This window comes from Microbacterium sp. OR21, from assembly GCF_047306785.1.
GTDB lineage: Bacteria > Actinomycetota > Actinomycetes > Actinomycetales > Microbacteriaceae > Microbacterium > Microbacterium esteraromaticum_E.
In genome coordinates this window covers 778,709-801,384 of sequence record NZ_JAZEXJ010000001.1, presented here as the reverse complement: position 1 = coordinate 801,384, position 22,676 = coordinate 778,709, and the positions used below count along the sequence as shown (strand labels likewise).

Sequence of the window (22,676 nt, the reverse complement as noted above, 5' to 3'; positions counted from 1 at the left end):
CGATTCTGTCGAAGATGGATGGTCAGCGGCGACGCGCGCTGGGCGGGGCGTCCACACCCAGCGTCTCACCGCGGAAGAAGGCGGGGGCGAAGATCCTCTGCACGAGCATCAGAACCGCGCCGAAGACGAGCAGGCCGACGCCGATGAAGAACACGATGCCGATGCCGCCCTCGCCGTTCGCGTCGGCGCCGAGGGCGATCGAGCCGTAGTCGGGGGCGAGGCTGTCGATCGCGGTGATCACGAAGAGCACGAGCAGGATGATCCCGCCGACGAGGGGGCTGGCGAACTTGAAGAAGAAGTCCTTGCCCGAGTCGAACCACTGGCGGCGGAAGTACCACACGCACGACAGCGCGGTGATGCCGTAGTAGAAGCAGATCATCATGCCCAGCGCCAGGATGGTGTCCCACAGCGCGTCCTCGCTGAGGAAGCGCATCACGGCGTAGAAACCGCCGGCGACGAACGCGGAGGCGATCGTCGCGTAGCCCGGGGTGAAGAATCGCGGGTTCACGCGCGCGAACTTCTTGGGCATCGCACCGTAGTGGCCCATCGCGAGCAGGGTCCTGGCGGGCGAGATGAAGGTCGACTGCAGCGACGACGCCGACGAGGTGAGCACGGCGAGCGAGAGCAGGAAGGCGAGACCGCCCATCACCGGACCGGACAGCGCGAAGAACACGTTGCCGCCGATGTCCTCGTTCGTCAGGCCCAGGCCCTCATCGCCGATGCCGGAGTACATCAGGCTGCTGATGGTCAGCAGCAGATAGATCGCGATGATCGAGATCACCGTGAGCATGGCGGCTCGTCCCGGGGTGCGCTCGGGGTCCTTCGCCTCCTCGTTCATGGTGAGGGTGACGTCCCACCCCCAGAACATGAAGACCGAGGCCGACAGGCCCATCACGATCATCGACACGCCGCCCTGGATCTCGAACGGGTTGAACCAGGCGAGTTCGGGCATGTTCGCCTCGAAGGCGCCGCCCTGCACGGTCTCGACGATGGCCATCACGGCGAACAGCACGAGGATCGCGACCTGGAACGCGACGAGGCCGTACTGCAGCTTCTGCGAGGTCGACACGTCACGGTACGACACCCACGTGGCGAGCGCGACGAAGATCAGGCACACCGCGACGTTCACGAACGGATTGCGGGTGATGGCTGCGATGGACTCGTCGCCCGAGATCTGCGCGATCAGCAGGAAGAGGAAGTCCACGGCGATGCCGGCGAGGTTCGAGAGCACGAGGATCGTCGCGACGATCAGTCCCCACCCGGCCATCCATCCGACGTACGGGCCGAACGCGCGGGTGGCCCAGGTGAAACTCGTGCCCGAGTCGGGCATCGCCTTGTTGAGCTCGCGGTAACCGAAGGCGACCAGCAGCATGGGGATGAAGCCGAGCAGCAGGATCGCGGGCACCTGGAACCCGACGGCGCCCACTGCTCCGCCGATCCCGGCGGTGTAGGTGTAAGCCGGGGCGATGCACGAGATGCCCATCACGAGCGCGCCGAGAACGCCGACCGTTCCGACGCTGAGACCCTTGCGTGAGATTCCGGTCGTTACCCCGGATTCGGGCACCATCGCCCGATCGGTGCTGGACATCAGCGTTCTCCTGCTTCTGCGCCCGCACGGGTGCGCGGGACGACGATCATGGGTACGGGGAGCTCGTGCAACATCTTCGCCGCTGTCGAGCCGAGGAAGAGACGGCGGGGCTGGGCGAGCCGGCTGGACCCGACCATGACGACCTCGCCCGGATGCCAGGGCAGGTGCGCGACGGCGTCTTCGACGCTGTCGCCCGCCGCGCGCTCGACCTCGGCGGTGACGCCCTCGGGAAGGGCGGCGCGCACCTGGGCGAGCACGTCCTCGCCGTGCGCGTTCTGCACGAGGCTGATGGCCCCGGTGTCGAGCCCGGCCGGCACGTCGAACGGCACGAGCGAGACGAGGCGCAGCGTGCCGCGGGCGGCGGTGGCGAGGCCCACGCCGGCCTCGAGCAGCGCGTCGGCTCCGGCACGCGTGCCGACCGCGACGGTGACCCGCGAGATCGGCATGTCGGCGTCGGCGTTGCGGCGCGAGCCGGCGGGCGCGAGGGCGACGGGGATCGTCGAGGAGTGCATCAGCTCGGACGCCACGGAGCCGAGTCGGTGGCGGCCGAGCGTGGTGCCGTTCGCGGCGCCGACGACGACGAGGCGAGCGTCGAACTCCTCGCCGGCGGCGATGATCCCCTCGGCGAAGGACTCGTTGAAGCGCACGTGACCGATGCAGCGCACGTCTGCCGGCGCCTGAGCGGCGGCGGCTCGCAGCCACTCCTCGGCCTGCGCGCGCACGTGCTCCTCGAACGCGCGCTCCGGCGGCACGACGGCCGAGCTGCGGGTGCCCTCGGGCGGCAGGACGATAACGAGATCGAGCTGCGCGTCGAGGCTGCGTGCCAGGCGCGCGCCGAGGGCGAGGGCGTCGGCCCCGGCATCGGTAGCGGTGTACCCGACGACGATCGACCCGCTCATGCTCCGGCGACCTCGGCGCCGGCCTTCTCGACGATCTGCGCGGCGGCGAGGCGGCCCATGCGGATCGCGCCGTCGACGTGCTGATACCCGGCGCCGGCCATGTCGCTGCAGGCGAAGTGGATCGGCCCGACGGCGGCGCGCAGGTCGGCGCCGTAGCGGTGCAGGCCGCCCATGTCGAAGCTCGCCGCGTACGCGCCGCGGGTCCACTCCTCGGAGCCCCAGTCGCTCTCGTAGTACACGACGGGGTTCTTCGCCTCGGGACCGTAGTAGTGCGACAGCGACTCGAGGATGCGCTCCTTGCGCTCCTCGGCGCTGAGCGTGAACAGGTCGTCGGCGTTCTGGTCGCTGACGAAGCCGACCAGGGTGCCGCGCTCGTCGCCGTGGTTGGTGTTGTCGTACGCCTCGTGCGAGAGCTCGTAGGGGCTGAACGCGGTGCCGCTCAGGCCCTGCTCGCGCCAGAACGGGCGGTCGTACACCGCGTGCACCTTGATCACGAAGCCCATCGAGAGGTGCTGGTGCAGCTGGTGCTGCCGGCGCGGCAGCGGCGGCACGAACGAGATGCGGTCGTAGAGCACGGGGGCGTGCGCCAGGATGGCGTGCTTCGCGCGGACGGTCACACCGTCGGCGTGCGCCACGACTCCGTCCTCGGACCACTCGAGAGTGCGCACCGGCTGGCCCAGCATGACGTCGTCGCCGAGGCGCTCGGCGAGCAGCACGGGCACCTGCTGCAGACCGCCCACGACCCGCTTGTCGAGGATGAAGTCGGCGTCGACGAGGTTCGAGTAGGAGCCGGCGGATGCCGCCATGAGCAGCGACTGCAGCAGCGAGAAGGCGTGCGTGGGCTTGGTGAGCATGGCGGAGCCGGTGGCGAAGGCCAGGTTGCGCACTGCCTCGTCGTCGTCTGTCTGCTGTCGCAGCCAGGCGTCCCACGTGACCGAGTCCCACTCCGCGGCGTTCGGGTGCTCCCACGGGCGATCTGGGTCGATCTCGGCGACCATCGCGTCGAGTCGCTCGGTGATCTCGGCGATCGTCGCCTCGGTCTCGGGCGAGACGGGGAACATCTCCCCCGTGAAGCGGTGCAGCTGCCCGTCAGGGCCGACGTACACGCTGTCGCCGTCGCGGTAGCGGTCGAAGGTCTCAAGGCCCAGCTCGGCGATCGTCTCCTTCAGCGCATCCTGATCCGGCGAGACCCACTGGCCACCGATCTCGAGCATGGCCCCGTCGATCGTGTCGGTCCAGAGCCGACCGCCGACGCGATCGCGTGCCTCGAGGACCACGACCGACAGACCGGCCTTGCGCAGCTCGTTCGCTGCGGTGGTGCCGGCGGCTCCGGCGCCGACGATGACGACATCGCGACTGATCTCTCGCTGTGCCATGGGTGATCTCCTTTGATGCGGAATGTTCGTCGGGTATGTGTCGGCCGCGACCCCTGATCCCCCGACCAGGGTCGCGGCCGACCGTCTCAGGCGCGCTCGAGCGCGGCGGCGAGGACGTCGATGCCCTCGTTCAGCAGGTCGTCGCCGATCGACAGAGGCGGCAGGAAGCGGATGACGTTGCCGAACGTTCCGCAGGTGAGGATGATGACACCCTCGGCCACGCAGGCCTTCGCCACGGCCCCGGTCAGCGCGGCGTCCGGGGCGCCGGTCTCGGCGTCGACGAACTCGACGGCGATCATGGCGCCGTGTCCGCGGATGTCGCCCAGCCGCGGGTCGTTCTCGCGGATCGCGCGAAGGCGCTCGGTGAGCACCGTGCCGATCTGCTGGGCGCGCTCGACCAGTCCGTCGTTCTCGAATGCGTCGATGGCGGCGAGCGCGGCGGCGCAGGCGATCGGGTTGCCGCCGTACGTGCCGCCGAGGCCGCCCGCGTGGGCGGCGTCCATGATCTCGGCGCGACCGGTGACGCCGGCGAGCGGCAGGCCGGCGGCGATTCCCTTGGCGGTGGTGATCAGGTCGGGCTCGATGCGGAAGATCTCGCTGGCGAACATCGCGCCGGTGCGGGCGAAGCCGGTCTGCACCTCGTCGGCGATGAAGACGACGCCGTTCTCGCGGCACCAGGCCACGACCGCGTCGAGGAACCCGTCGGCCGGGACGATGAACCCGCCCTCACCCTGGATCGGCTCGATGATCACGGCGGCCAGGCTGTCGGCGCCGATCTGCTTCTCGATGAGAGTGATGGCGCGCTTGGCCGCCTCGGCGCCGGTCAGGCCGTCACGGTACGGGTACGAGCCCGGCACGCGGTAGATCTCGGGGGCGAACGGACCGAAGCCGGCCTTGTAGGGCATCGCCTTCGCGGTCAGCGCCATGGTGAGGTTGGTGCGGCCGTGGTAACCGTGGTCGAAGGCGACCACCGCCTGTCGGCCGGTGTGCTTGCGGGCGATCTTGATGGCGTTCTCGACGGCCTCTGCACCGGAGTTGAACAGGGCGGTCTTCTTCGCGAAGTCGCCCGGCGTGAGACGGTTGAGCGCCTCGGCGACGTCGACGTACGACTCGTACGGCGAGACCATGAAGCAGGTGTGGGTGAACTGCGCGGCCTGGGCTGCGACGGCGGCGGCGACCTTGGGATGCGCGTTGCCGACGCTGGTCACGGCGATGCCGGAGCCGAGGTCGATGAGCGAGTTGCCGTCGGCGTCGACGACGACGCCGCCACCGGCAGCCACGACCGAGACGGGCATGGAGTGCGCGACGCCGGATGCGACGGCGTCGGCCTTGCGGGCCAGGATCGCTGCCGAGCGCGGCCCGGGCAGCTCTGTGACGATGCGACGGACCTGCTCGAGGGTGGGTCCGCCTGCGGGAATCGTGGAGGTCTCGTCGGTGAGGGTCATGAGGCGAGGCTACGACTGGGTCACGGCGGCATGCATTCGCCGGCGCGTACACTTGTGAGGAATCGTTCGCCCGGTTGTACATTCACCCTGAGGAGGCGCCGTGGAGCCGGCCCCCGCCCCGACGCTGCGCACTCTTCTCGGGCACCCCGAGCTGCGGTTGAGCCTGGTGACGGCGGAGGATGCGCTCCCCGAGGGGGCCCTCGAGCTGCCGGTGCGCTGGGTGCACAGCTCCGACCTGGTCGACCCGACTCCGTTCCTCGCCGACGATCTGCTGCTGCTCACGACCGGCAGTCAGTTCGCGGAGCGCGACGAGGCGGGTGTCACCGCCTACGTCGCGCGGCTCGTGCGCCGCGGAGTGCGGGCCCTGGGGTTCGGATCCGGCGTGCACCGCCTCGGGCCGCCCGACGAGCTCGTGGCCGCCTGTGTCGACGCGGGACTCGCGCTGTTCGATGTGCCCTACGACATCCCGTTCCTCGCCGTCGCCCGCGCGCACGCCGAAGCGATGGCCGCCCACGCCTACGCCCGGCGCACCTGGGCGCTGGAGGTGCAGCGCGCCCTCGCCGTTGCGGCGCTGCGACCCCGCGGGCTGGAGGCGACCCTCGCAGAGCTCGCCCGACGCCTCGGGTGCTGGGTGGGGCTGTTCGACTCGAGCGGGGCGATCGCGCAGGAGCATCCGGAACCCCTCCCGCACGGCGGGGAGGCTGTCGCGGATGCCGTGGCGGAGCTGCTCGCCCGTGGAACCACCGCGAGCCGATCACTCGACGGCCCCGACCGCACGGTCACGCTGTTCACCTTCGGCCGCAGCGGTCAGCTCAAGGGCGTGATCGGGGTGGACCTCAGCCCCATCGACGCGGAGGCACGGGCGGTCATCACGACCGCCATCGCCATGGCGGGTCTCTCCCTCGAGCAGAGCGAGCAGCTGGCTCGAGGTCGACGGCGGATGCACACTCAGCTGCTCGCCTCGCTGCGCGCCGACGATCCCGCTCTGGCCCGTCGCACTCTCGGCGCGCTGCCGCCTGCGCCGATGCTGGTCGCGGTCGCCGTCGGAGCCCCGGTCGACGCCGTGGTGGGCTGGTTCGAACGCCAGCGCGCCGTCGGCGGCACGGTGTCGTTCGTCGCCGAGGACGCCGATGGGCTGACGATCTGCCTGGGCGCGTCCTCGCGCGCCCTTCTCGATCAGGTGTCGGAGAGGTTCGGCATCCGGTTGGGGGTGTCCGAGCCCGCCGAGTACCGGGAGTTCGCACACGCTCACGCGCAGGCGATGTCCGCCCTGCAGCGCTCGGGCGGTGACGGGGTGATCGAGTATCACGACGTGGGCTCGGGCGGGGTGCTGGACGCCCTCGTCTCGAGCGAGACGCGCACTCTGGCCCGCACCCGCCTCGCACCGCTGCGCGCACACGACGCGACCGCCGGGTCCGAGCTCGAGCGCACTCTGCGGGTCTGGCTCGAGCACGACGCGCACAGCGAGCAGACCGCCGCGGCTCTGGGCATCCACCGGCACACCCTGCGCACGCGGATCGCGCAGGCTGCCGCGGTGCTCGGCAGCGACCTCACCTCGTTCCCCGCACGCGCGGAGCTGTGGGCGACGCTTCGGGCGGCCGGCTGAGGCCCACGCGGTGAGGGTCGGCGTACGCTCCGCGCGGAGATGCGCACCTGCCGCGGACCGGTCATAAGCATCCGTCCGCGCGAAGCCCACATTCCCGCGCCAGGCGCACGCGGGGTCCGACACGATCAGCGCCCGGGCTCCTCCGCTGCCGCCCGGCCACGGGCGATGAGCACCCGCACGCAACCCCACGCCATCGCCGCGACGCCCAGCACCACCAGCACGACGCCGATCAGCCATACGGCCTCGTCCCACATCACATAGCCGAAAGGCACCGCGCTCAGGAGCCGCGCCACGCCCTCGGGGAACTCGACGATGCTGCCGCCGTCTCCGAACAGCCACAGCCCGATGCCGAGGGTCGTCGCCCCGAGCCCGACGAACACGAAGGCGGTCGCCGCATCACGGCGCCCCGGCTCGACCTTCTCGAGGTGCGAACCCTCTGCCGCGATCCTCGGAGCACGCAACGAGATCACCGGCATCACGATGATCAACAGCACCGCGAGCGGAACGCACATCCCGACGACGTACCCGGCACCGGGCACGAGGGCGAGTTGGGCGCCGAGTCCCTCGCTCCACCAGTAGTGGAAATCGTCGTTGGCGGCCGTGGCATCGTCGATCGCCTGTCGCACGCCCGGGAACGCGACGGCGATCGCCTGCACGACCCCGACCGGCACGGCGACGAACAGCGGGGCGACGAAGCACGAGGTCACCATCCGCAGCAGCACGGTGGCGACCTGCGAGAGCCGCTTCCAGGCGATCTCGAGCATGCACCACCCCGCGTAGATGCCGGGTGCGGCGATCGAGAGCGTGCCCCAGGGGCGGTCGCCGCCGGCGTCGGTCAGCGTGTCGAACACGCCCCACACACCGCCGGCGATCGCGATGATCAGCACGACCAGGTTCGCGCCGCCGAGCATCGCCCGCAGATCGGTGCGGAACGGATGCGGGTCGTCCATCGGCTCCTCCGAAACCCGGTCCGGCTCGATCGATGCCCTGCGCGCGCTCATGCGTCCCCTCCCTGACGTCACGCACGCCAGACTAGCGACCGTCGTCGCCGCGCTCAGCGCGGGGCGTGCGCCTCGAGGAACTCGTACACATCCGTCGTGTCGACGCCGGGGAACGATCCGGTCGGCAGCGTCGCGAGCAGGGTGCGCGGGGTGCGCACATTCGGCCAGGCCTGGTCGCGCCAGCGCTGCTCGAGTTCGGCGGGAGCGCGCCGGCAGCACGCCTCGACGGAGTGCTTCGACACCCCGCGGTTGGGCGTGTCACGGCCGACGAACCACCTCGTGTCGTCGAAGCGCACGCCCACACTCACCGAATGCAGGCCCTCGCTGGACGGCTCGACGCGGGCCGTGCACCAGTATGTGCCGTTGCCCGTGTCGGTGTACTGGTAATACGGGTTGAAGCGGTCGTCGACGTCGAAGACCTCGCGGCTCGTCCAGCGACGGCAGCACATCTGCCCCTCGATCGAGCCGAGGCGGTCGGTCGGGAAGTTCACGTCGTCGTTCTCGTACGCCTTGGTGATGGTGCCCGACTCGTGCACCTTGAGGAAGTGCACCGGGATGCCCAGGTGCCGCGTCGCCAGATTGGTGAAGCGATGCGCGGCGGTCTCGTACGACACCGAGTACGCGTCACGCAGATCTTCGATCGAGATGGCGCGGCGCTCCTTGGCGTCCTGCAGCACCGGCACGACGTGGGATTCGGGCACGAGCAGTGCGCCGGTGAGGTAGTTCGTCTCGACCCGCTGGCGCAGGAACTCGGCGTAGCTGCGCGGCTCGGAGTGCCCGAGGATGCGGCTCGACAGAGCCTGCAGCACGGCCGTGCGGGCATCGCCCTTGGCGGGAATGCTGCTCGAGAGATACAGCCGGCCGTGCGCGAGGTCGGCGACGCTGCGGGTCGACTGCGGCAGGTCGGGCGCGTAGTGCAGCGTGAACCCCAGGTGCGCGGCGATCTCGGACGCGGTGCGCTGCGTGAGCGGCCCCCCGGGGTGATCGACGGCGTCGAGGATCCCGCGGGCCTGCGCCTCGAGGTCGGCGAAGTAATTGTCCTGCCTGCGCATCAGATGGCGCAGCTCGAGGTTGGCGCGGCGCGCCTCCTCGGGCGTCGCGGCGCGCTCATCGCGCAGCCGCTCGATCTCGCCGTGCAGCGCGAGCATCGCATCGATCGCGTCATCCGACAGGGACTTCCCGATCCGGAACGCCGGGATGCCGAGCGCACGGAACGTCTGGCCCTTCATGGCGCGCTCGAGGGCGATCTCCTTCGTGGCTCGCTCGTCGAGCGGCTCGCCCTCGAGCAGCCCGTCGAGACTGGTGCCGAGCACCTTGGCGATCGTCTGCAGCAGGGTCAGCTTCGGCTCGCGCTTGCCGGTCTCGAACATCGACACCTGGCTGGGCGCGCGGTCGATGCGTCCGGCGAGCTCTTCGAGGGTCATCCCCTGAGCCGTGCGCAGCTGGCGGATGCGCCGGCCGATGGTGAGCGCGTCGGAGTCGTCGTGAGCCTGATCCGGGGTCATGCGAGGAAGTCTGTCACAAAAACAGAAATTCGTCCCAACTTCTCCCCCGGATCTGTCAACCGCGTCGCTGTTCTTCACACACAGTGGTGTCACGGCCCGGTTCCGCGGGCCGACCACACATCTCACGGAGGAGACAGATCATGAGCATCACCACGGCCACCGCTCCCACGCGCACCCTCGACGCCGCCGTCTCCGCCGGACTCGGCCCGACGCTGCACATCACCGGACCGCAGCTCGACCGTCAGGACGAGATCCTGACCACCGGGGCCCTCGCGTTCCTCACCGAGCTGCACCACCGCTTCGGCGGGCGTCGCCACGACCGCCTTGCCGATCGCATGCGTCGTCGGTTCGAGATCGGCAACGGCCACGACCCGCGCTTCCGCGAGGACACCGCCCACATCCGAGACGACGCCGACTGGCGCGTCGCAGGGGCCGGCCCCGGCCTCGAGGACCGCCGCGTCGAGATCACGGGCCCCACCGACCCGAAGATGACCATCAACGCCCTGAACTCCGGCGCCAGGGTGTGGCTCGCAGACCTGGAGGACGCGACCAGCCCGACCTGGCGCAACATCATCGGCGGCCAGCTGTCGCTGCGCGACGCGATCCGCGGCGAGCTCACACACACCTCCGCCGATGGCAGGCAGTACCGCGTGACCGCCGAGCAGACCCCCACGATCGTGATGCGCCCGCGCGGCTGGCACCTGAGCGAGAAGCACATCGACTTCACAGACCGCACGGGGCGCCGGCTCGCAGCATCCGGATCGCTGATCGACTTCGGGCTGTACTTCTTCCACAACGCGAAGGCGCTCATCGACGCCGGCCGTGGACCGTACTTCTACCTGCCCAAGCTCGAGTCCAGCGAAGAGGCCCGGCTGTGGAACGACGTCTTCTCGTTCAGCGAGGAGTACCTCGGCCTGCGCCACGGCACCATCCGCGCGACGGTGCTGATCGAGACCCTCCCCGCCGCCTTCGAGATGGACGAGATCCTCTACGAGCTGCGCGACCACTGCGCGGGCCTCAACGCCGGCCGCTGGGACTACATCTTCTCGATCATCAAGAACTACCGCGGCCGCGGCGCGCGCTTCGTGCTGCCTGACCGCAGCGAGGTCACGATGACCGTGCCGTTCATGCGGGCGTACACCGAGCTGCTGGTGCAGACCTGCCACAAGCGCGGAGCGCACGCGATCGGCGGAATGAGCGCGTTCATCCCCAACCGCAACGACGCCGAGACGACCGAGCGGGCGCTCGAGAAGGTCGCCGCCGACAAGCGCCGCGAGGCCGGCGACGGCTTCGACGGAACGTGGGTGGCTCACCCCGACCTGATCCCCGCCGCTCAGGCCGAGTTCGACGCGGTGCTCGGCGATCGGCCGAACCAGCTCGACCGCCGGCGCGACGACGTCGAGGTGACGGCATCGCAGCTGCTCGACCTGCGCATCGGCCGGCCGGTGACCGAGACCGGCGTGCGCGAGAACGTGTCGGTGGCCATCCGCTACCTCGAGGCATGGCTGCGCGGCCAGGGCGCCGTAGCGATCGACGGCCTCATGGAAGACGCGGCCACCGCAGAGATCAGCCGCTCGCAGGTATGGCAGTGGATCCACCAGGACCGCCGCACCGAGGAGGGCACCGCGATCACGGTCGAGCACGTCGAGGGCCTGATCCACCAGGTGCTCGCTGAGGCCCCGCGCGGCGACGGCGACCGCTTCGACGACGCCGCCGCGATCTTCCGCGAGGTCGCCCTGCAGCCCGAGTTCCCGGCCTTCTTCACCCTGCCGGCGTACTCGCGCTACCTGACCGACTGACCGACTCCCCACCGACCATTCCCCCCGACACGAAGGATCCGCCATGACCCGCTACCAGGACGACATCGACGCCATCCAGCAGCTCAAGGCCGCGCAGGGCGCCGGCTGGAGTGCCATCGACCCCGAATCGGCCGCGCGCATGCGTGCGCAGAACCGATTCCGCACGGGACTCGAGATCGCGCAGTACACCGCCGACATCATGCGCCGCGACATGCAGGAGTACGACGCCGACTCCTCCCTCTACACCCAGTCGCTCGGCGTCTGGCACGGCTTCATCGGCCAGCAGAAGATGATCTCGATCAAGAAGCATCTGAAGTCGACGAAGAAGCGCTACCTCTACCTGTCGGGGTGGATGGTCGCCGCGCTGCGCTCGGAGTTCGGGCCCCTCCCCGACCAGTCGATGCACGAGAAGACGGCGGTTCCCGCGCTGATCGAGGAGCTGTACACGTTCCTGCGCCAGGCGGATGCCCGTGAGCTCGACCTCCTGTTCACCCAGCTCGACGAGGCCCGCGCAGCCGGGGATGACACGGCGGCGGAGTTCATCCAGTCGCAGATCGACGGCTTCGAGACCCACGTCGTGCCGATCATCGCCGACATCGACGCGGGCTTCGGCAACCCCGAGGCCACCTACCTGCTCGCGAAGAAGATGATCGAGGCGGGCGCCTGCGCCATCCAGATCGAGAACCAGGTGTCGGACGAGAAGCAGTGCGGTCATCAGGACGGCAAGGTCACCGTGCCGCACGAGGACTTCCTCGCGAAGATCAACGCGGTGCGCTACGCCTTCCTCGAGCTGGGGATCGACAACGGCATCATCGTGGCGCGCACCGACTCGCTGGGAGCCGGCCTCACGCAGAAGATCGCCGTCTCGCACCGCCCCGGCGATCTGGGCGACCAGTACAACTCGTTCCTCGACGTGGACGAGATCGCAGCGTCCGACCTCGGCGACGGTGACGTCGTGATCAAGCGCGACGGCAGGCTGCTGCGGCCGAAGCGCCTGGCGAGCAACCTGTACCAGTTCCGCCCCGGCACCGGCGCCGACCGCGTCGTGCTCGACTGCATCACCTCGCTGCAGCACGGTGCCGACCTGCTCTGGATCGAGACCGAGAAGCCGCACATCGAGCAGATCGCCGGCATGGTCGACCGCATCCGCGAGGTGATCCCGAACGCGAAGCTCGTCTACAACAACAGCCCGTCGTTCAACTGGACGCTGAACTTCCGTCAGCAGGCGTACGACCTGCTGGTCGAGCGCGGCGAGGACGTCTCGGCGTACGATCGCGACCGGCTCATGGGCGTCGAGTACGACGACACCGAGCTCGCCGCACTCGCCGACGAGAAGATCCGCACCTTCCAGCGCGACGGCTCGGCGCGGGCGGGCATCTTCCACCACCTGATCACGCTGCCGACCTACCACACGGCCGCGCTGTCGACCGATGACCTCGCCAAGGGCTACTTCGGCGACGAGGGCATGCTGGCGTACGTCGCGGGCGTGCAGCGCCGCGAGATCCGCGGCGGGATCGCCACCGTCAAGCACCAGAACATGGCAGGCTCCGACCTCGGCGACAACCACAAGGAGTACTTCGCCGGCGAGGCGGCCCTCAAGGCGGGCGGCCAGCACAACACGATGAACCAGTTCAGCTGACCGACCTTCGGCGGGGAGGGGTCGGATGCCGCAGCATCCGACCCCTCCCCTCGTATCCGAGAGGAGAACCTCATGACCTCCACCGCAGACCTGTACGACGCCCGCGGCGAGGAGCTGCAGTCGCTGCCGCTGCAGCTGCGCTCCTTCGGCGGCGCGACCGCGTTCGAGGGGCCGATCCGCACCGTGCGGTGCTTTCAGGACAACCAGCTCGTCAAGCAGGTGCTCGCGACCGCCGGCGACGGTGCGGTGCTCGTCGTCGACGGCGCCGGATCCCTCGGCTCGGCGCTCATGGGCGACATGATCGCGCAGAGCGCGGTCGAGAACGGCTGGGCGGGCGTCGTGATCCACGGTTGCGTGCGCGACAGCGCCGCGCTCGCCACGATGCCGCTCGGGGTGAAGGCGCTCGGCACGAACCCGCGCAAGAGCCGCAAGGACGGCGTCGGCGAGGTGGACGTGGTGCTCTCGTTCGGCGAGGTGCGTTTCCGCCCCGGCGCCCTGCTGTTCGCCGATGAGGACGGCATCCTCGTCGAGCGCTGATCCGCTGCCGAGCCGACGCAGCGGAATTTCCCGGGTTCTTTCCGGATGCCGCGGTTTCCTCGTCTCTGGCCATCGTCTCGGACTGCTCGGGACTCGGCCCCGCGAGTACCATCGGAATCGTGACCGCACGCGCTCCTCTCTCCCGCAAACTGTCCGCCATCGCCGAGTCCGCCACGCTGAAGGTGGATGCCAAGGCCAAGGCCCTGAAGGCCGAGGGCAAGCCCGTCATCTCGTACGCCGCCGGAGAGCCCGACTTCGCGACTCCGCAGTTCATCGTGGATGCCGCAGCCGAGGCCCTCGCGAACCCGGCGAACTACCGCTACACGCCGGCTGCCGGACTGCCCGAGCTGCGTGAGGCGATCGTCGCGAAGACGCGGCGCGACTCGGGTCTCGAGGTCGCGCCCAGCCAGGTGATCGTCACCAACGGCGGCAAGCAGGCCGTGTACCAGGCCTTCCAGGCCGTGGTGAACCCCGGCGATGAGGTGCTGCTGCCCGCGCCGTACTGGACGACCTACCCGGAGGCGATCCAGCTCGCCGACGGCGTTCCGGTCGAGGTCTTCGCCGGCGCCGAGCAGGAGTACAAGGTCACCGTGGAGCAGCTGGAGGCCGCGCGCACCGAGCGCACCACGGTGCTCGTGTTCGTCTCGCCGTCGAACCCGACCGGCTCGGTGTACACCGCCGACGAGACGAAGACGATCGCCCAGTGGGCTCTCGAGCACGGCATCTGGGTCATCAGCGACGAGATCTATCAGAACCTCACGTACGAGGGCGTCACGGCGACGTCGATCGTCGAGGCGCTCCCCGAGATCGCCGGGCAGACCATCCTCGTCAACGGCGTCGCGAAGACGTACGCGATGACCGGCTGGCGGGTGGGCTGGATGGTCGGCCCGGCCGATGCGATCAAGGTCGCCGGCAACCTGCAGTCGCACCTGTCGAGCAACGTGAACAACGTCGCGCAGCGCGGTGCGATCGCGGCCCTCACCGGTCCGCAGGACGAGGCGGAGCGGATGCGCGAGGCCTTCGACCGCCGGCGGCGCCTGATCGTGTCGGAGCTGTCGAAGATCGACGGACTCGTGGTGCCCAACCCACTGGGCGCGTTCTACGTCTACCCCGACGTGCAGGGCCTTCTCGGCCGCACGTGGGGAGGTGTCACGCCGACCACCTCGCTCGAGCTCGCCGACCTCATCCTCGAGCAGGCCGAGGTCGCGGTCGTCCCCGGCGAGGCCTTCGGACCCTCGGGCTACATCCGCATGTCGTACGCCCTGGGCGACGACCAGCTACTCGAGGGCGTGCAGCGCCTGCAGCGCCTGTTCGCCTCCTGACCGCAGCTCACCCCTGGTGGCCGATCAGCCACGGCACGCCGTAGCGATCGGTCAGCGTGCCGTCGTGGTCGCCCCAGGGGCGCTTCTGCAGCGGATCAATGACCGTGCCTCCCTCGGCGAGCGCGTCGAACCAGCGCGCCAGCACCTCGGGTTCGGCCGTGCCGAGCAGTGAGAAGAACATGCCGCTCATCTGCACGGTGTCGTCGCCCGTCGCAGCATCCGCTCCGGCGAGCTCGACGGGGCCGTTCAGCAGCATCCCGTGCGCGATCGCGTCGCCGGGACCGTCGGTGCGGCCGGCCTGCTCGTAGGTGAACATCTTCAGCTCACCGCCGAAGATCATCTCGTAGTGTCGCAGCGCCTCTGCCGCGACGCCGGCGAACAGCAGGTAGGGAATCAGTCCGCTCATCCCGCGATGCTACGCCCCATCCACCGACATTCCTCATCCCCGACACGACGACGGCCGCCGCCCGGGAGGGGCGACGGCCGTCGGAGGGATGCCGATCAGGCGACCGGGATCAGCACGTACAGCAGCCAGGTGATCAGGAACCCGGCGACGCCGAGCACCGTGGTCAGCGGCGTCCAGGTGCGCAGACCGTCCTTGACCGAGAGGCCGAGGTAGCGGGTGACGACCCAGAAGCCCGAGTCGTTCACGTGGCTGAGGCCGAGGGCGCCGTATCCGATGGCGATCGCCACGAGAGCGGTGTGCACGGTGTCGAGTCCCAGGGCGGTGACCGTGGGCAGCAGCAGGCCGGCCGTCGTGACGATCGCCACGGTCGCCGAGCCCTGCGCGGCGCGCATGATCTGCGAGATGAGGAACGCGGCGAGGATGAGCGGCATCCCGGTCGAGGCGAGCGTGTTGGCGACAGCGCCGCCGATGCCCGTCTCGGTGAGGATGCGGCCGAAGGCGCCACCGGCACCGGTGACGAGGATGATGACGGCCGCCGAGGGCAGCGCCGACTCCATGACCTCGCCGAGGTGCGCGGCCGACCAGCCGCGACGGATGCCGAGGAAGTACATTGCCGCGGCGATGGCGACCATGAGCGCGAAGATCGGCTGACCGATCATGGTGAGCAGGCCGTTCCAGAACGAGCCCTTCTCGAACGCGGGCGCGACGGCGGTGCCGAGCATGATGAGCACGAGCGGCAGCAGGATGAGTCCAAGCACGGTGCCGGCGCCCGGCGCCTTCTCGCCCTCGCCGAGTCCGGCCTTGACGGTCGAGCGCTCGGTGCCGAAGCCGTCGAACATCTCCTTGGTCGCGGCGATCATCGCGTACTCGCGACGGTTCAGCCACTTGCCGACCAGGTAGGCGAGCACGGCGAGGGGCACCGAGACGCCCAGTGCCAGGATGGTGACCCAGCCGATGTCGGCGCCGAGGATTGCCGAGCCGCCCACGATGCCGGGGTGCGGGGGCACCGCGACGTGCACGGCGAGCATGATGCCGGCGACCGGCAGGCCGAACTTCACCGGGTTCAGACCGGCGACCTTCGAGAACGCGAAGATGATCGGGATGAGGATGATGAATCCCGCGTCGAAGAACACCGGGATCGCCAGGATGCCGGCGGCCACGACGAGCGCGATGCCGACCCGCTTCGGGCCGAGCCAGCTGGTGAACCGGCCGGCGAGCGACTCGGCGCCGCCGGAGAGCTCGATGATCTTGCCCAGCATCGAGCCGAGCGCGACGAGCACGGCGACCGAGCCGAGGGTGCCGCCGACACCGGCGATGATCGCCTGGATGACGCCGAGCCTCTCGGGGATGTCGCCGTCGGCGGGGATCGTCGTCAGCGGCAGACCGGCCGCGAGGCCGACGATGATCGACACCAGGATGAGGGCGTAGAACGCCTGCATCTTGAACCGGATGATGAGCAGGAGCAGCAGGCCGAGGCCTGCCAGGCCGATCAGGATGAGGATCGGAAGAGGAAGCATCTCTGGATCTCTTCTTTCAGCTAAGGCGCGACGGCGCGCTCAGGACAGTCGTTCGGGTGCGACGACGCGGATGACGGCGGAGTCGTCGAGGGCGCCGAGGCCCTGCGCTTCGCCGAGGAGGAACAGCTGCTCGGCGGCAGCTGCGACCGGGGTGGAGAGGTGGGCGCGGCGCGCGGCGTCGCCGACGATGCCCATGTCCTTCACGAAGATGTCGAGACGGCTGAGCACCTCGGCGCCGCCCTCGTCGTAGGCCTGCAGGGCACGCGGCCCGCGGTTGCCGAGCATGAACGAGTTCGCCGCGCCGGCGGTGAGCGCCGCGAGCGTCTTCTCGCGGTCGAGGCCGAGCGCGTCGGCGAGGGCGAGGGCCTCGCCCGCGGCGGCGATGTGCACGCCGCACAGCAGCTGGTTGACGGTCTTCAGCGCCTGTCCGTCGCCGGGCTTGTCGCCCACGATGGTCAGGGCGGAAGCGAGCTGCTCGAGCACCGGACGGGCGATCGCGAGAGCATCCGGCGTGGCGCCGACGACGATGAGCAGGTCGCCCTCGCCCGCGCGCACCGGGCCGCCCGACAGCGGGGCGTCGACGAGCTGCGCGCCGTGCGCGGCGAGGCGCTCGGCGATCTCGCCGATGCCGCCGGTACCCACCGTGCTGGTGAGGATGACGACGGCGCCGTCGGCGAGGTGCTGCGCGAGGCCGCCCTCACCGAACAGCAGGTCGTTCAGCTGGCCACCGGTGCGGACGGCGACGAGCACGGCCTCAGCATCCGCCACGGCCTCTGCGGCCGAGGATGCGGCGGTGACGCCCGACTCGGCGGCGAGCGCGACGCGCTCGGCGGCGATGTCGAAGCCGCGCACCTCGAAGCGCTCGGCGAGTCGGGTGGCCATCGGCAGCCCCATGGCGCCGAGACCGATGACAGCGACGGTGGATGTCATGGTGTTCCTTCCAGAGGGAGTCAGTCGGCCAGGGTCGCGACGACAGTGGCCAGGGAGTCCGCGTCGCCGACGTTGCCGGCGAAGACGATGTAGGGGATGCCGACCGCGGGGCCGGTCTCGGGCTGCCAGAGCGAGACGAGACCTGGCAGCATCGGGCCGAGCACGGTGGCCCTGCGGATCTCGAGCGCCTCGCTGGCGACGTCGCTCGAGGTGATGCCGCCCTTCGCGATCACGAAGCGCGGCGGGGCGATCGCGAGCACGCGGCGCACGAGGTCGACGACGCCGCTGGAGACGCGGCGGGCGATGTCGAGGCTCTCGTCGCCGTCGGCGCCCGTGATGAGCTCGCGGGTGGTGTGCACGATGACGGTTCCGTCGGCGAGCGCGGCGGCGGCCGCCTTCGCCTGCGCGTCGAGGTGCGTCTCGCGCTCGGCCCCGATCAGCGCCCGCACGTCGAGCTCGATGGTCACCGTCTGCGGACGGGCCGCCTTCAGCGCCTCGAGCTGCGCGGTGGTCAGCGGCACGTGGCTGCCGACCACGACGAGCCCGCCGCGGTCGTGCGCGAAGGCGATGTCGGCGGCGCGCACCGGTTCGGCGATCTCCTGGCCGATGTGGGCGCGCACGTATGGCGGGCCCACGCGCAGCAGCACGTCGAGGTCGCGCATCCGGTGCAGGGCGAGCGCGACGACTCGCATGTCGCTCTCGTCCACGACGTCGACCGGCACGACGGTGCCGGCGGGCAGCGACCGCAGGAACTCCTCGACGGCCTCGACGCCGGAGCGGATGGTGCGGATGTTCAGGCTCGCGACATCGGATGCCGGGACGCGGCCGCCAGTCTTCTCCTCGACCCACTCGCGCAGGTCGGAGGCGGCGTAGCCGAAGGTGGCGTCCTGGGCGAAGGGAGTCTCGCCCACCGGGGTCGCCTCGCCGTCGGTGACCCAGTAGTGCACGGAGTCGACGGTGATGCGCCCGGCGTCGGGGAAGGCCGGCACGAGCAGTGTGAGCGCGGGGGTGCGGCCGCCGCGGGCGGCGATCTCGGCCGAGAGCACGTCGGTCTCGAGCGGGAAGTGCCCGCGCAGGGTGGAGTCGCCGCGCGAGACGAAGGTGACCCGGCGGCCGGCGTCGGATGCGGCGGCGAGGGCGACCTCGACGATCTCGCGGTTGCGGGCGGCGGCGGCTTCCTCGTCGAGCGAACGGGTGTTGGTGAGCACGTAGACGGCGGCGGCGCCGGTGGCGAACGCGCCGTCGAGGTCGGTGCGCTCCCAGCGGGTCAGCACGGGGAGTCCGGCGACGGACTGCGTGCCGGTCGGGTCGTCGTCGAGGACGACGAGCACGTCGGCGGGGTCGACCTGCGCGCGCACGGCGGCGGCCGAGAGGTCGACGGCCTCAGGGAGCGGCGAGAGCAGTGCGTCGATGTGCACACGAACTCCTTCGTTCAACGGATCGCGGGGTGAGCTATCTGATATCAGATACCTATCGAGAGTACCTCATGCGTGCCGATCCGCCAAGAGGGGATCGTCAGTGCCCGTGCACGAAGTGCAGCAGGTCGTCGCGCGTCTGGCCCATGTGACTCACCATCGCTTCGCGCGATGCCTCCGCCGAACCGCTGCGCAGGGCCGCGAGCACCGCCTCGTGCTCGACGATCGCGTGGTCCCGAACGGCCGGCACCGCGCTCGTCTCGCTGCGCGTCTCCTGCAGCATCGTCGTCAGCGGACGCATCGACGCGACGAGGAAGCGATTGCCCGCGGCGCGGAAGATCACGTCGTGGAAGGCCAGGTCGGCCGTGACGAACGCGTCGAGATCGGATGCCGCGTGCGCCGCCCGCATCCGCTCCACGAGCGCGGCGAGTTCGCCGAGGTCGGCATCCGTCCGCCGGGTCGCCGCGAGTTCGGCCGCCGCCGTCTCGAACATGATGCGCATCTCGAGCAGCTCGAGCGAGGAGCGCTCACGGGCGCCGGCGCTGCGCGCCTGCCGCACGACCGCCTCGAGCCCGGTCCACTCCTCGGTCGGGGCGATGCGGTGCCTGCTGCCGGGCACCTGCACGATCACGCCCTGCGCCTGCAGCAGCTTCACGCCCTCGCGCATCGTCAGCCGCGAGACGCCGAACTGCGCGGCGAGGTCTCCCTCGGGCGGCAGCTGCTCTCCGGCGACGAGGCGGCCGGCGATGATCGCATCGAGCAGGCCGTCGACCACCGACTGTGTGCGAGAGACCCGCTCGGTCACGTCACAGCTCCACGCCCACGAGCACCGGCTCCGGCTGCAGCAGCAGTCCGAACTCGGCGTGCACCCTGCTCTGGATGAAGCGGGCCAGCTCGCTCAGCTCGGCGGCGGTCGCGCCGCCGCGGTTGGTGAGGGCCAGCGCGTGCTTGGTCGACACCCCCGCGCGCGACTGCGGCAGCGAGAAGCCCTTGCGGATGCCGGAGTTCTCGATGAGCCACGCGGCGCTCACCTTGACCATCCCGACCGGCTTGTCCTCGCGCGGCGCGAGCCCGTAGTACGACTCGAGGGGAATAACCGTGACGGAGTCGAGGTCGGGCTCCACGGGCCAGCGAGGGCACTCCTGCGGAAGCGTGCGGGCTACCGGCTCGGGGACGATCGCGTTCTGGAAGAACGAGCCGGCGCTCCAGGTGTCGGCGTCGTCCGCGTCGAGCAGCATCCCCTTCGCGGCGCGGGTCTCGAGGATCCGCGAGCGCACCCACGCGAGCGGCACGGCCTCGTAGTCGTCCAGACCCAGCGCGCGACGCAGCTGCTCGCCGCGCACGACCCGGCCCGCCCCGCCGGTGACGGCGAGGTCGAGGGTCACCGAGAGGATGACGGCCCTGCGCCCCTGCGCCTCGCCGTAGTGGTGCTTGAGCACCGAGGTGCGAAATCCCAGCCCGAGCTCGGCCGCCGGTACGACGACGGGCGCGTCGTCGTGCTCGTCGATCAGCTCGACCTCGACCAGGGTCTCCTGGATCTCCTGCCCGTAGGCGCCCACGTTCTGCACGGGCGCGGCGCCAACCGTGCCGGGGATGCCGCTCATGGCCTCGATGCCGGCGTAGCCGCGTTCGACGGTGTAGGCGACCAGCGCGTCCCAGTTGTGCCCGGCCTGCACCCGCAGGCGGATCCGTCCCTCGTGCGGCGACGGCAGTTCGTCGATGCCCTCGGTGAGCACCCGGATCACGGTGCCGTCGAACGGCTGGTCGCCCACGAACAGGTTCGACCCGCCGCCCAGCACGAACCAGTCCTCGCCGTCCGCCCAGACCGTCTGCAGCGCCGCGAGCAGCTGCTCGCGGGTCGACGCATCGAGCATGCGTCGCGGTGCGGCGCCGGTGCGCAGCGTGGTCAGCTCGCGCAGGGCGATCGGTGCGGTCTCGGGGATGCCGACGGATGCCATGTCAGAGCGCGATCCGCAGCTGAGCCTTCACGAGAACGGTCGCCTCGGCCGCCTTGACGGTGAGATCGATCCGGGCCGCGCCCTCTTCGACCGCGCCGACCTTGGCGACCACGTGCACGTCCGCGCCGCTCTCCGCGTCGACGACGACCGGCTTGGTGAAGCGTACGCCGTAGTCGATCACGCGGGTGTCGGCGGGCAGAGCCGACAGCACGACCGACGAGGCGAGGCCCATGGTCAGCATCCCGTGCGCGAGCACGCCGGGCAGGCCGACCGCTGCGGCGACGTCGTCGCGGTAGTGGATGGGGTTGAAGTCGCCGGATGCCCCGGCGTAGCGCACGAGGGACTCGCGAGTCAGGTGCAGCGTGCGCTCGGCGATCACGTCGCCGACGGTGAACGGCGCCATCACGCGGCCTCTCCTTCGGCGTCGGAGCCGACCAGCAGCACGCTCACCGCGGTGACGACGTGGTCGCCCGCGGCGTCGGTGATGTTCGCCTCGCTGGTGATCATCGCGTTGCCTCCCAGAGACCGGATGCCCGTGACCGCCAGCTGCGCCGTCAGCTCGTCGCCGGCCACGATCGGGCGGGTGTACTGGAAGCGCTGCTCGGCGTGGATCGTGCGAGCCAGCACGATGCCGGAGTCGGGCTCGGACAGCAGCTGCTGCAGGGTGAGGTCCTGGATGACCATCGGGAAGGTGGGAGGTGCGACGAGGTCGGCGAAGCCGACGGCGCGCGCCGCGTCGACGTCGATGTGCTGCGGGGCGTCGGCGAAGACAGCGCGCGCGAACTCGCGCACCTTCTCTCGTCCGACGAGGTACGGGGCCGTCGGCGGGAACTCCCTGCCGACCAGTTCACTGTTCACGGGCACCCATCGATCCTACCGGGGAGCGCTGAACGCGCCCTGCGGAGCGAGCCGTGCAAACGCCTCAGCGGGCGCGCGAGCGGATCGCCTTCAGCGCCATCTGCACGGCGATCACGACGAGGTACGCGGAGAACAGGATGTTGCCGGTCAGCGGGTCGATCAGGGTCGCCAGCCATGCGCCGAGAGCCGTGGTCGTGCAGGCCGCGACGCCGATCAGCGCCGCGGCCACCAGGTCGACGTTGAGGTGGCGCAGGTTGCCGATGGTGCCCGAGACCGCCGTGGGGATCATCATCAGCAGCGACGTGCCCTTGGCGACGAGGTCGCTCGTGCCGAAGCCGAGCATCAGCACCGGCACGATGATCACTCCGCCACCGACGCCGATCAGCCCGGCGACGACGCCGGTGACCACGCCCACGGCCACCAGAGCGATGCCGTTGATCCAGCCGAGCTCGAACTCCGCCGCGCGAGAGGGGATCACGAGGAACAGGCTGACGATGACGACCGCCAGGAACACCACGAAGCCCCAGCGCAGCGCGGTCTGCGACACCCGCGGCAGCAGTCGAGATCCGATCTGCGCGCCCACCACCGAGCCCGCGGCCAGGATCAGCGCCGGGATCCATGCCACCGCGCCCGACATGGCGTACGAGATCACCCCGACGCTCGCGGTCGGCACGATCGCGGCGAGCGAGGTCCCCGCCGAGATGCGCTGGTCGAAGCTGAGCAGCAGCACCAGCAGCGGCACGATCACGGTGCCACCGCCGACGCCGAAGAGCCCCGACAGCAGCCCGGCGAGGAGTCCGATGGCGATGAAGGACAGGTAGGCGCGAGGCCCTCGGGTGATGGCCTGGTGCTCTGCGTTCACGCAGTTCAGACTA

20 protein-coding genes are annotated in these 22,676 nt (G+C 70.3%); 5 read left to right on the top strand and 15 right to left on the bottom strand.

Annotated elements, in window-relative coordinates; translation table 11 throughout:
* Positions 1 to 22: 22 nt before the first annotated feature.
* The 4 genes from V2S04_RS03915 to gabT all read right to left on the bottom strand — a co-directional run bounded on the left by V2S04_RS03915 (position 23) and on the right by gabT (position 5,308).
* The gene (locus tag V2S04_RS03915; protein WP_413637161.1) at positions 23 to 1,588 is read right to left on the bottom strand and encodes an APC family permease; all 1,566 of its coding nucleotides are present in this window, start codon (positions 1,586 to 1,588) and stop codon (positions 23 to 25) included.
* On the bottom strand, positions 1,588 to 2,487 hold the full coding sequence (locus V2S04_RS03910; protein ID WP_413637160.1) for a universal stress protein: 900 nt from the start codon (positions 2,485 to 2,487) through the stop codon (positions 1,588 to 1,590). Before V2S04_RS03910 ends, V2S04_RS03915 begins: the two co-directional genes overlap by 1 nt.
* The gene (locus tag V2S04_RS03905; protein WP_413637159.1) at positions 2,484 to 3,863 is read right to left on the bottom strand and encodes a flavin monoamine oxidase family protein; all 1,380 of its coding nucleotides are present in this window, start codon (positions 3,861 to 3,863) and stop codon (positions 2,484 to 2,486) included. Before V2S04_RS03905 ends, V2S04_RS03910 begins: the two co-directional genes overlap by 4 nt.
* An 86-nt stretch (positions 3,864 to 3,949) precedes the next feature.
* Positions 3,950 to 5,308, bottom strand: a complete 1,359-nt coding sequence (gene gabT, locus V2S04_RS03900) for a 4-aminobutyrate--2-oxoglutarate transaminase (protein ID WP_413637158.1) — start codon at positions 5,306 to 5,308, stop codon at positions 3,950 to 3,952.
* Between the two features lie 100 nt (positions 5,309 to 5,408).
* Between gabT and V2S04_RS03895 the strand changes: the two genes are divergently transcribed.
* Complete coding sequence (locus tag V2S04_RS03895; protein ID WP_413637157.1) at positions 5,409 to 6,914, top strand: PucR family transcriptional regulator ligand-binding domain-containing protein; 1,506 nt, start codon at positions 5,409 to 5,411, stop codon at positions 6,912 to 6,914.
* A 125-nt stretch (positions 6,915 to 7,039) separates the two neighbouring features.
* On the opposite strand, the gene V2S04_RS03890 is transcribed toward V2S04_RS03895, so the two are convergent.
* Both V2S04_RS03890 and V2S04_RS03885 read right to left on the bottom strand, forming a co-directional pair.
* Positions 7,040 to 7,915: a hypothetical protein gene (locus tag V2S04_RS03890; RefSeq protein ID WP_413637156.1), complete on the bottom strand. Its 876-nt coding sequence runs from the start codon at positions 7,913 to 7,915 to the stop codon at positions 7,040 to 7,042.
* 53 nt (positions 7,916 to 7,968) lie between these two features.
* Positions 7,969 to 9,420, bottom strand: coding sequence for a helix-turn-helix domain-containing protein (locus tag V2S04_RS03885; protein ID WP_413637155.1), 1,452 nt, complete (start codon positions 9,418 to 9,420; stop codon positions 7,969 to 7,971).
* A 140-nt stretch (positions 9,421 to 9,560) separates the two neighbouring features.
* Here V2S04_RS03885 and aceB point away from each other — a divergent pair, with 140 nt between their 5' ends.
* From aceB to V2S04_RS03865, 4 genes are all read left to right on the top strand, one after another.
* The gene (gene aceB / locus V2S04_RS03880; RefSeq protein WP_413637154.1) at positions 9,561 to 11,219 is read left to right on the top strand and encodes a malate synthase A; all 1,659 of its coding nucleotides are present in this window, start codon (positions 9,561 to 9,563) and stop codon (positions 11,217 to 11,219) included.
* 43 nt (positions 11,220 to 11,262) lie between these two features.
* On the top strand, positions 11,263 to 12,858 hold the full coding sequence (locus tag V2S04_RS03875; protein ID WP_413637153.1) for an isocitrate lyase: 1,596 nt from the start codon (positions 11,263 to 11,265) through the stop codon (positions 12,856 to 12,858).
* A gap of 72 nt (positions 12,859 to 12,930) precedes the next feature.
* A complete protein-coding gene (gene rraA, locus V2S04_RS03870) occupies positions 12,931 to 13,395 on the top strand; it encodes a ribonuclease E activity regulator RraA (protein ID WP_363503219.1) in 465 nt (154 codons plus the stop codon).
* A 119-nt stretch (positions 13,396 to 13,514) separates the two neighbouring features.
* Complete coding sequence (locus V2S04_RS03865; RefSeq protein ID WP_413637152.1) at positions 13,515 to 14,717, top strand: pyridoxal phosphate-dependent aminotransferase; 1,203 nt, start codon at positions 13,515 to 13,517, stop codon at positions 14,715 to 14,717.
* Between the two features lie 7 nt (positions 14,718 to 14,724).
* Here the strand turns inward: V2S04_RS03865 and V2S04_RS03860 are convergent, their stop codons facing one another.
* The 9 genes from V2S04_RS03860 to V2S04_RS03820 all read right to left on the bottom strand — a co-directional run bounded on the left by V2S04_RS03860 (position 14,725) and on the right by V2S04_RS03820 (position 22,663).
* Complete coding sequence (locus tag V2S04_RS03860; RefSeq protein WP_413637151.1) at positions 14,725 to 15,123, bottom strand: VOC family protein; 399 nt, start codon at positions 15,121 to 15,123, stop codon at positions 14,725 to 14,727.
* A 95-nt stretch (positions 15,124 to 15,218) separates the two neighbouring features.
* Positions 15,219 to 16,640, bottom strand: coding sequence for a GntP family transporter (locus V2S04_RS03855; protein WP_413637150.1), 1,422 nt, complete (start codon positions 16,638 to 16,640; stop codon positions 15,219 to 15,221).
* Positions 16,641 to 16,679: 39 nt separating this feature from the next.
* Positions 16,680 to 17,570, bottom strand: a complete 891-nt coding sequence (locus V2S04_RS03850) for an NAD(P)-dependent oxidoreductase (protein ID WP_413637149.1) — start codon at positions 17,568 to 17,570, stop codon at positions 16,680 to 16,682.
* A 20-nt stretch (positions 17,571 to 17,590) separates the two neighbouring features.
* The gene (locus tag V2S04_RS03845) at positions 17,591 to 18,988 is read right to left on the bottom strand and encodes a four-carbon acid sugar kinase family protein (protein WP_413637148.1); all 1,398 of its coding nucleotides are present in this window, start codon (positions 18,986 to 18,988) and stop codon (positions 17,591 to 17,593) included.
* Between the two features lie 97 nt (positions 18,989 to 19,085).
* Entirely contained in the window at positions 19,086 to 19,790 is a 705-nt protein-coding gene (locus V2S04_RS03840) for a FadR/GntR family transcriptional regulator (RefSeq protein ID WP_413637147.1), read from the bottom strand.
* Between the two features lies 1 nt (position 19,791).
* A complete protein-coding gene (locus tag V2S04_RS03835; RefSeq protein WP_413637282.1) occupies positions 19,792 to 20,928 on the bottom strand; it encodes a UDP-N-acetylmuramate dehydrogenase in 1,137 nt (378 codons plus the stop codon).
* Positions 20,929 to 20,944: 16 nt separating this feature from the next.
* The gene (locus V2S04_RS03830) at positions 20,945 to 21,346 is read right to left on the bottom strand and encodes a MaoC/PaaZ C-terminal domain-containing protein (protein ID WP_413637281.1); all 402 of its coding nucleotides are present in this window, start codon (positions 21,344 to 21,346) and stop codon (positions 20,945 to 20,947) included.
* Entirely contained in the window at positions 21,346 to 21,807 is a 462-nt protein-coding gene (locus V2S04_RS03825; RefSeq protein ID WP_413637146.1) for a MaoC family dehydratase N-terminal domain-containing protein, read from the bottom strand. The genes V2S04_RS03830 and V2S04_RS03825 overlap by 1 nt, the downstream gene beginning before the upstream one ends.
* A gap of 58 nt (positions 21,808 to 21,865) precedes the next feature.
* Entirely contained in the window at positions 21,866 to 22,663 is a 798-nt protein-coding gene (locus V2S04_RS03820) for a sulfite exporter TauE/SafE family protein (protein WP_413637145.1), read from the bottom strand.
* Positions 22,664 to 22,676 lie beyond the last annotated feature (13 nt).